This is a genomic window from Amycolatopsis thailandensis, from assembly GCF_042723255.1.
GTDB lineage: Bacteria > Actinomycetota > Actinomycetes > Mycobacteriales > Pseudonocardiaceae > Amycolatopsis > Amycolatopsis thailandensis.
In genome coordinates, this window is the sequence record NZ_JBHXJK010000235.1 from 1 (window position 1) to 7,794 (window position 7,794).

The following is a 7,794-nucleotide window of genomic DNA, read 5'->3' on the forward strand; positions in this document are numbered from 1 at the left end:
CCTCCTTGAGGGACCCAGGGTCCCTCAAGGAGGCCTTCACGGACAGCACCTCTAGCAAGACACCTTTGCCTTACCCCTCAATAGAACCCTCTTTAACACTCACGACCCCCATGGAAAGCCTCATATGGCCGTAAATCGGACACTCAGCCGTCCCGTGTGGACGCCCGGGGCGCGCCTGGTCGCCGTCCAGTCCGGAACCATGTCCTCGGGTAGCGAAGAAGGCCTGCGCGGCAGGATCGACCATGCCATATTTGGCTTATCGCCCAATAATCCGAATCGCCGCTCATGACCCCGCGTCGAACAGTTTCGGCGGCAAGGCGGTCACGCTCGCAGGAGCAGGCTGTCGTGCATGGCGGAGAAGGCGCGCCGCACGTGGCCCGGCAGTTCGCCGGGGGCGCACTCGGGCAGCCATTCGTCCAGTGCGCACCGCCAGGTGGCCACGCAGAATTCGATGAGCATGCGCAGTTCGAGATCCCGCGGGTCGCCGAGCCGGTGCGCGACCTCCGTCTGGATCTCCGCGCAGTGCCGCAGCGAATGGCCGTTCAGCGAGGCCGACTGGTCGACCAGCCTGAGCGTCGCGGGGAAGCGCTGGTACCAGTCGTCGTCCATGCGGTCCAGTGTGGTCAGCAGAGCGTCGCGGAAAACGTCCACGAGCGACCCGGACTTCCCGGTTTCGTCCAGTGTGACGAGGAAATCGCTCCAGAGCTGTTTGACGGCGGTGAGGGCGACGTCCTCCTTCGAGCGGTAGTTGCGGAAGAAGGTCCGCCTCGACACCTCCACCTCGTCCAGCAGCGCGTCGAGCGGGGTGGCGTCGAATCCGTGCTCTCCGAACAGTGAGATCGCCGTTTCCGCCAGGGCCTGGCGAGTACGCAGCTTCTTGCGCTCGCGCAGTGTCGAGGGCTCCCCGGACGTCGTCATGGGCCGAAGTCTAACCGACCCGCCTCAGGCGAGCATATGCTTCAATGGAGCAAACGCCACACTGTGGCACTTTAAGTGGAGGAGATCAGATCGTGCGCGCACTTGTCGTGGACCACACCGCGAAGGCCCATCTCTCCCAGGCCGACGTGGCCGATCCGGTACCCGCGCCCGGCGAGGCGCTGGTCCGGGTGGAGGCGGTTTCCCTCAACTACGGCGAGGTCAAGGGCGCGACCGACCCGTCGACTCCGGACGGCGCCCTGATCGGCTGGGACGCGGCGGGTGTGGTGATCGAGGCCGCGGCCGACGGTTCGGGGCCCGCGGCCGGGACGCCGGTGGTCACGCTGGGCGAGACCGCGGGGTGGGCCGAACTGCGGGCGGTCCCGGCGACGCGGCTCGGCATCGTGCCGGAGGGCGCCGACCTCGGGGCGGTGAGCACGATCCCGGTCGCCGGTCTGACCGCGTTGCAGGTGTTGCGCCGCATGGGACAGCTGCTCGGCCGCCGGGTGATGATCACCGGCGCCTCCGGCGGTGTCGGCCGTTACGCGATCCAGCTCGCGGCCCGGGCGGGTGCCGAAGTCGTCGCCATCAGCGGGAACCCCGCGGTCGAGGAAAGCCTGCGGGCGCTGGGCGCGCACGAGGTGCACGCCGACCCCGCCCAGGTGGAGCGGCCCGTGGCCGCGGTGCTGGAGAACGTCGGAGGGCAGCAGCTCGTGGACGCGTTCGCCGCTGTCGAGGCGGGCGGAACGGTGGTGAGTGTCGGCCGGTCGTCCGGAGCGGACTCGATCTTCCCCGCGGCGGCTTTGACGCCGACCGACGGACGGCACGACCGGTCGATCCGCACCTACTTCTTGCTGGCAGACGCGGCCGAAGACTTCTCCGCGGACCTGACCTGGCTCGCCGCCGAGATCGCCGCGGGCCGGCTCGACGCCGGAATCAGCATGCGGGCGGCGTGGACCTCCTATGGTGAGGCTGTCACGGCCCTGCTCGACCGGCGCCTGCACGGCAAAGCGGTGCTGGACATCGTCTGAGCCGGCTATTCGGCCTTGAAGTGGGGGTTGTAGATCAGGCCGACGAGATTGCCGTCGGGGATGCGGACGATGGCGACCTTGATGCCTCCGCCGACCTCTTTGACGCCGGAATGTGAAGTCGCCCCGGCGGAGAGCATGGCCTCTTCGGCGGCCTCGGCATCCTCGACGCCCCAATAGGTGATCGGGCCGGCGCCGGGATCGCCGTTCGGGTCGAGCGCGAGTTCGTAGCCCGCGACCGCGTAACCGACGTAGAACGGCTCGTCGAAGTACGGCTCGATGTTCAGTGCCGAAGTCCACCACTTCTTGGCGGCCTGGAGATCCGGTGCCGGGTAGACAACCGTGCGGAGACCGAGGAAATCGACGCTCATCGAAGAGACGCTAGCACCGCGCCGAAACCCGGACGCGGCTGACGTGGTTGCCCGTTCGTGCATCGAACGGTGCCTGTTCGAGCAGAGCGCCCACGCGCGTCGGCGCGCGATGACAGGGTGGCCGCGCAGTGATCATTCAGAAGGAGCGACGGGCTCTCGTCCGGGTCGCTCCGGGAGGCAAGGCAGATGAGTTTTCAGGTCGTACCCGCGGAAATCGGCAAGCACGCGGCCAATGTCGACGGGATAGCCGAGCGCTTGGACACGGTGCTGGCGGCGGCGAACACCGCGGCCATGTCGGACGAGGCCTACGGTCTGATCTGCGCGTTCGTGCCGCCGTTCATCAATCCGGCGGAGGAGAAGACGATCGACTCGATCAAGGCCGCGATCGACGGCGTCCGGGCGACCGCCGCCAACCTGCGCACGGCCGAGCAGTCCTATGCCGGGCAGGACGCCGCCGGCGTCGAGATGTTCAAGCAGTACGAGGCCGCGATCCCGATGACGCCGATGAAGAAGGCCCAGGCATGACCAACCCTCTCGTCGCCACGCCGAAGGATTCCACCACCGCGGTGTCCGGCGTCCCCCTGCTCGAATCCGCCACCGAGCTCAAAGCGTCCATCGAGAGCGGTGACTGGGCGTCCGTCGCGGTCGGCGCCTTCGGGACCGCCATGGACGCGGTGTCCGCCGCCATGGACCCGTTCGGCACCATCCTCGCCGCCGGGGTCGGCTGGCTGATGGAGCACGTCGGCCCCCTCAAGGAGGCGCTCGACGCGCTCGCCGGGGACCCGGACGAGATCACGGCGCACGCGGAGACCTGGCAGAACGTCGCCGACGAACTCGCCTCGATCGGCACCGACCTGGACGCGATGGTCGTCGCCGAGACCGCGAACTGGACAGGCACGGCCGGAGACGCCTACCGAACCCGGGGAGCGGATGTCGCGGCCCTGATCGGCGCCTGCCAGCAGGCCGCCGGTGGCGCGTCCTCCGGTACCCGGATCGGCGGTGAGGTGGTCACCGCGGTCCGCACCCTGGTCCGCGACACCATCGCCGAACTGATCGCCAGGCTGATCAGCTGGGCGCTCCAGGTGCTGGCGACGCTCGGTCTCGGCATGACCTGGGTGCTGCCCCAGGTCACCGCCGCCATCGCGAAGACCGCGACCAAGATCGCCTCCGTCGTCACGAAGCTGGTCAAGGCGATGAGCGCGCTCGCGCCGCTGATGAAGAAGGCGAAGAACATCTTCGCCCAAGCGGAGAAGGCGCTTCGCAAGATCGACGCGGGCAAGACCGGTCCCGCGGGGAAGCCCCGTGGCCCGAAGCCGGGTGGCGGGGAGTACAGCGGAACCCGTGGCGGGGGAGGCGGCGGCAAGGGGAAGAAGCCCCAGCCGCAGCCGGACAAGCCGCCGGAGCTTTCGCCCCAGCTCGGGAAGTTCGACGATCTCACCCAGGCGCAGAAGGACGCCGCGCAGAAGATGAAGCGGTGGATCCTCGACCACAAGGACAGCGGCCAGTTCGGTGCCTGGCACGACAAGGTGGACGACAACAAGCTCAACTCGCTTGGGTTGGGGAACAAGCCCACTCCCGGCGCGGGCTCGACGTGGGGCGGCCGGATCTACGGGAACCACGGGCAGGCCGGCGGCAAGATCGGGAACGAGGGCAGGCTCCCGCACAACGGCAAGATGAGCGACAGCAACAAACCCGCCGATCAACCGCTGGGCCCGGACGGGAAGCCGACGAAGCCGTACGACGGCAAGTACTACGAGTTCGACGTCCACCCGACACCGCGCTACGACAACAAACCCATCCGGGACGCCGACGAGTACACGGACTTCAACGGGAAGCCGTTGCCGGACAACCAGCGGCCGAAGCCGGATCGCATCGTCAAGGACGACAACGACAAGTTCTATTACGCGCCGGGGCACTACGACAAGTTCTACGAGGTGCCCTGACCCGGTTCCGGTGAGTGTCACGAGCGTCGCGCTCGCGACGTCGGGTGCCGCTGGAGCGCTTCGGGTCGTTGCGGCCGGCGAGAGCGTGAGATGTCACTCAGGGTGAGAGGTGTGTGGAAACAGGGACGTTGAATGTCCCCTATTTCCACACACCCCTCAAGCCTCTCGGACCACCTGGCCGTGACCGGTCCGGTCACGGCCAGGACTGTGTGGATTTCTGAGCGTCCAACGCACCAAAATCCACACAGTCGGCGCCCGAGTTCCGGTGTCGCGCGGAGCCACTCACCCGTTCCCCGGCCACGGGTCGGCCCGTCGGCCAAACCCGGCTGGGAGTGGGTGAGCGACGTCCACGAGGGGCAGGCCCGGCGTCTCTTGTCCTGAGTGACCCGGTGGTCAGGAGTCAACGTCGGAGACGATGCCCAGCGCCGCGCGATGGCGCCAAGCCAGGGTCAAACACGCCTTGGCCGCGCCGCGCGTGTTTTCGCTGTCGACATAGCGGCTGATGTTGGAGAACTCGAACGGAATACCGTTGCCACGAGGTCCGGCGATGATCGTGCCTTCCTTCCCCGCGGTCACCATGCCGGCGAAGATCCGGTCGAACACGGTCTCGTCGATGAGGCAGACAAGAAGCAACTCCGGCTTCCAGGTCAGCACGTCGAGGCCGACACCGAGCACGTAGAGACGCAGGCCGCCGGATTCGCGGGCCTCGTTGAGGCTTCCGAAGGGCCAGTCGTGGTCGTAGTCCAACGGCCGTCCACCGCGGCCATAAGCCTCTTCCAAGTCGAGGAATTCTTCCGCGTACTCCCGCATGACCGTGCGCCAGAGGTCGAAGTCCGCGCGTATGGCTTCCAGGCCGATGTCGGACGGCGTGAACTCGCCCGCGGGGACGGCGTGCACGACACCCGCGCCGACGGCCAACTGGTCCGCGTCGCGCTTGTGCATGTAGAAGCCCGCTGATCCGGCGGCGGTACGGATCGTCAGAGTGACCGTGCCGAGGCCGGTCGAACGCCGAGTCAGGTCGAAAGGATCCTTCAACCAGCGCCGGTACCGGCCGTCGGCGGGGGTGCGGCCCGCGAGATCTCTCGACGCGGCCTCGTAGGCCAGGATCTCGGTGGTGTCGAGGTGTTCGAAATATCGACCCTGGGTGAACCGCAACCGGATACCGTTCGCCTCGCCCGCGATGGCGGTGGGCCGGTACAGGTCACCGTCATAGAGCTGCGAACGGCCCGCCAGCTGAACCAAGGCACTGCTGTACGCGGGATAGCGCTCGGCACCCGTTCGCCACGGCAGCAAGCGGCGTGCCCGCGCCTTCGCTTCGCCGAAGCGATCGCCTGGAGGTGAGCCGTCCTCCCACTCCAGCCGGACGTCTTCCACGGAAGCCGGAGCGGAAAGGATCCACCCGGCCTTGGTGAGCATCGGGACGTCCGCGTGACAGGTCCACTCCGGTCGCGCGGCCGACGAGGTGAGCTTGTGGAGGCGAGCCTGTTTTCCGTGAACGTGCTCCGCTACGCGAAGGAAGCGCTCCGAGGATCGTTCGCTCCTGTGCCGTCTCCAGTTCGCCCAGGTCGCGGGAAGCCCGATGAGGGCGACAGTCACGCTTATCAGGCTCACTACAGTGGGGAGATTCATGTCTTCGTCACCCCCGACACGGGCTTGGCCGACGGGTCGGTCACCCCGGTCGGTGGTCGTCCGTAGTCGGGACGGGAGGGGACGACGTTACGGGCAAGCCACCAGTTCGGCGGTCAGCGGCGGCCGGCGGCCAGGATGACGAGGAACTGGCCGCCACCCGGTTCGACGTTCGCGGTCACCGGTACTCCCGGTACCAGCCGGGAAAACCGGTCCACCAGCCAATCCGCCGCCTCCTGCGCGTCCTGCCTGGTCGGGCAACGGGCCACCATCTCGCGGCCGCCCTTGCGCTCCAGCCGCCCGGCGACGGTGATCAGCGGCGCGGGTTCGACCACGTGCAGGCGATCGGGCCAGGCGATCACCACCTTCACCGCGCCCTTGCGGGTGTTGCACCCGCGGTGCGCCAGCCGTTCGGCGATCTTGGCCTTCCGGTCGGCGGTCCGGCTGTCGACACTGGGCCCTCGCGGGTCGTTCACCGACATGTCCGGGTCGACCGGTTCGTCACACACCCAGCATCGCCAGCCGTCGCGTTCGGCCACATCATCAAGAAGACTCACCCGAGCAAACTAGCCCGACCGGCCGCGGCCCGGTGCACCGCGTCGGCGTCCGGCGCCGGAGCAGTTCGAGGAAAAGGCAAGAAATATTGGCCCCTTTACCGTTCGAAATACCTTGCGTTAATCTTGAATCCTGAGCTCGGGTTTCGAAGATCGGCGCAGGTCGGCTGTCTTATTCCTGCTCGTGCGAACTGTTGATCGCCTTTGTTTCGCGAGTCGGAATTGTTCCGCACATTCTGAGAATTGGTAACGGAACGCCGAACCTTCTCGACGTGGTCGATGGATTTCCCGGGATCGCTTACGAAGCCTGACAAAGTCATGGAGGTAAGCAGGTGTTCGGTCGAGCCAACCGTTCCGCTCGCGGACGACACGTCCGGCTTCACTATCAGGATGCCCGTTTCGCCGCCGATTACGCGCGGGCTTACCGTTCCGGTCCGAGTGAGCGCTATTTCGCGTCGCGGCTGTACGCCATCGCGGAGACTTTGCGGTCGTTCCCGTCCGGTGAGCTGCTCGATGTGGGGTGTGGTCCGGGCATGATGGTCCATCATCTGCTCGGCGCCGACGGCGGCGAATTCCGGATCACCGCCTGCGACCAGTCCGCCGCGATGATCGACCTCGCCGCGCGCGGACTGCGCGACGACGACAAGGTCCGGCTGCATGTCGCCGACATCGACGAACTGCCGTTTCCCCGCGACAGCTTCGACATCGTGCTGGCGATGGGCGTGCTGGAGTACGTCGACGTCGACCGCGCCCTGGGGGAGATCGCGCGCGTGACGAAGCCCGGCGGGTTCGTCGTGATCACCATGCTCAACCCGCTCAGCCCCTACCGTCTGTTCGAGTGGGGCGTGTTCTGGCCGGCGCGGCGCCTGCTCGGCCGGATCGAAGGGCTTTCCGGTGTCCCGGAGGAACGCAGGCATCGCGCGGACAAGAGCGGTATCCACGCCTTGCCTGCTTTCCGGCTGGTCGGCCGGATGCGGGAATCGGGTCTGCGGCCGCACGACGTCGTGTTCTACGACATCACGGCGTTCGTCCCGCCGTTCGATCGCCTGATCCGGCCGTGGTCGTATCGATGGCGGTATGCCCCCGAACGGACGGTGAGCCGAAGGGCCCGCCGCTGGCTCGGCACCGGATATCTCGTCGTCGCGCAATTCCCCACGGGAGCGCGAGTCCCCGAGCCCACCCAGCGGCCCGCGGTGTCCGTCGAAGCCGACTGAGCCGGTCGAATGAACGCACGGATGTCACAGTCAGCGAACCGAGATCGACTGCGGCGGCGAGTCCCGCCGGGACGTGGTGTAAAACACAAAGGCCAACAAAAACAGTTGGGAAATTGGTTTTTCAACACCCCCCCCCCCCCCCG

The 7,794-nt window shown here is 67.2% G+C and carries 8 protein-coding genes; 4 read left to right on the plus strand and 4 right to left on the minus strand.

Annotated features, from left to right (window positions below; genetic code table 11):
• Positions 1 to 321: 321 nt before the first annotated feature.
• The gene (locus tag ACFWMR_RS41775) at positions 322 to 918 is read right to left on the minus strand and encodes a TetR/AcrR family transcriptional regulator (protein ID WP_093932191.1); all 597 of its coding nucleotides are present in this window, start codon (positions 916 to 918) and stop codon (positions 322 to 324) included.
• A gap of 92 nt (positions 919 to 1,010) precedes the next feature.
• On the opposite strand from ACFWMR_RS41775, the gene ACFWMR_RS41780 reads away from it, so the two are divergent.
• Entirely contained in the window at positions 1,011 to 1,946 is a 936-nt protein-coding gene (locus tag ACFWMR_RS41780; protein WP_378382406.1) for a zinc-binding dehydrogenase, read from the plus strand.
• A 5-nt stretch (positions 1,947 to 1,951) separates the two neighbouring features.
• Here the strand turns inward: ACFWMR_RS41780 and ACFWMR_RS41785 are convergent, their stop codons facing one another.
• Complete coding sequence (locus tag ACFWMR_RS41785) at positions 1,952 to 2,314, minus strand: VOC family protein (protein WP_093932193.1); 363 nt, start codon at positions 2,312 to 2,314, stop codon at positions 1,952 to 1,954.
• Between the two features lie 186 nt (positions 2,315 to 2,500).
• Here ACFWMR_RS41785 and ACFWMR_RS41790 point away from each other — a divergent pair, with 186 nt between their 5' ends.
• Both ACFWMR_RS41790 and ACFWMR_RS41795 read left to right on the plus strand, forming a co-directional pair.
• Positions 2,501 to 2,839, plus strand: a complete 339-nt coding sequence (locus ACFWMR_RS41790; RefSeq protein ID WP_378278328.1) for a type VII secretion target — start codon at positions 2,501 to 2,503, stop codon at positions 2,837 to 2,839.
• Complete coding sequence (locus tag ACFWMR_RS41795; RefSeq protein ID WP_093932195.1) at positions 2,836 to 4,257, plus strand: WXG100 family type VII secretion target; 1,422 nt, start codon at positions 2,836 to 2,838, stop codon at positions 4,255 to 4,257. Before ACFWMR_RS41790 ends, ACFWMR_RS41795 begins: the two co-directional genes overlap by 4 nt.
• A 393-nt stretch (positions 4,258 to 4,650) precedes the next feature.
• Here the strand turns inward: ACFWMR_RS41795 and ACFWMR_RS41800 are convergent, their stop codons facing one another.
• Together ACFWMR_RS41800 and ACFWMR_RS41805 are read right to left on the minus strand one after the other, a co-directional pair.
• Positions 4,651 to 5,673, minus strand: a complete 1,023-nt coding sequence (locus ACFWMR_RS41800) for a hypothetical protein (protein WP_378382407.1) — start codon at positions 5,671 to 5,673, stop codon at positions 4,651 to 4,653.
• Positions 5,674 to 5,999: 326 nt separating this feature from the next.
• A complete protein-coding gene (locus tag ACFWMR_RS41805) occupies positions 6,000 to 6,440 on the minus strand; it encodes a hypothetical protein (protein WP_093932198.1) in 441 nt (146 codons plus the stop codon).
• 329 nt (positions 6,441 to 6,769) lie between these two features.
• Between ACFWMR_RS41805 and ACFWMR_RS41810 the strand changes: the two genes are divergently transcribed.
• Positions 6,770 to 7,651 (plus strand): class I SAM-dependent methyltransferase, encoded by an 882-nt coding sequence (locus ACFWMR_RS41810; RefSeq protein ID WP_378382408.1) that lies wholly within the window; start codon positions 6,770 to 6,772, stop codon positions 7,649 to 7,651.
• Positions 7,652 to 7,794 lie beyond the last annotated feature (143 nt).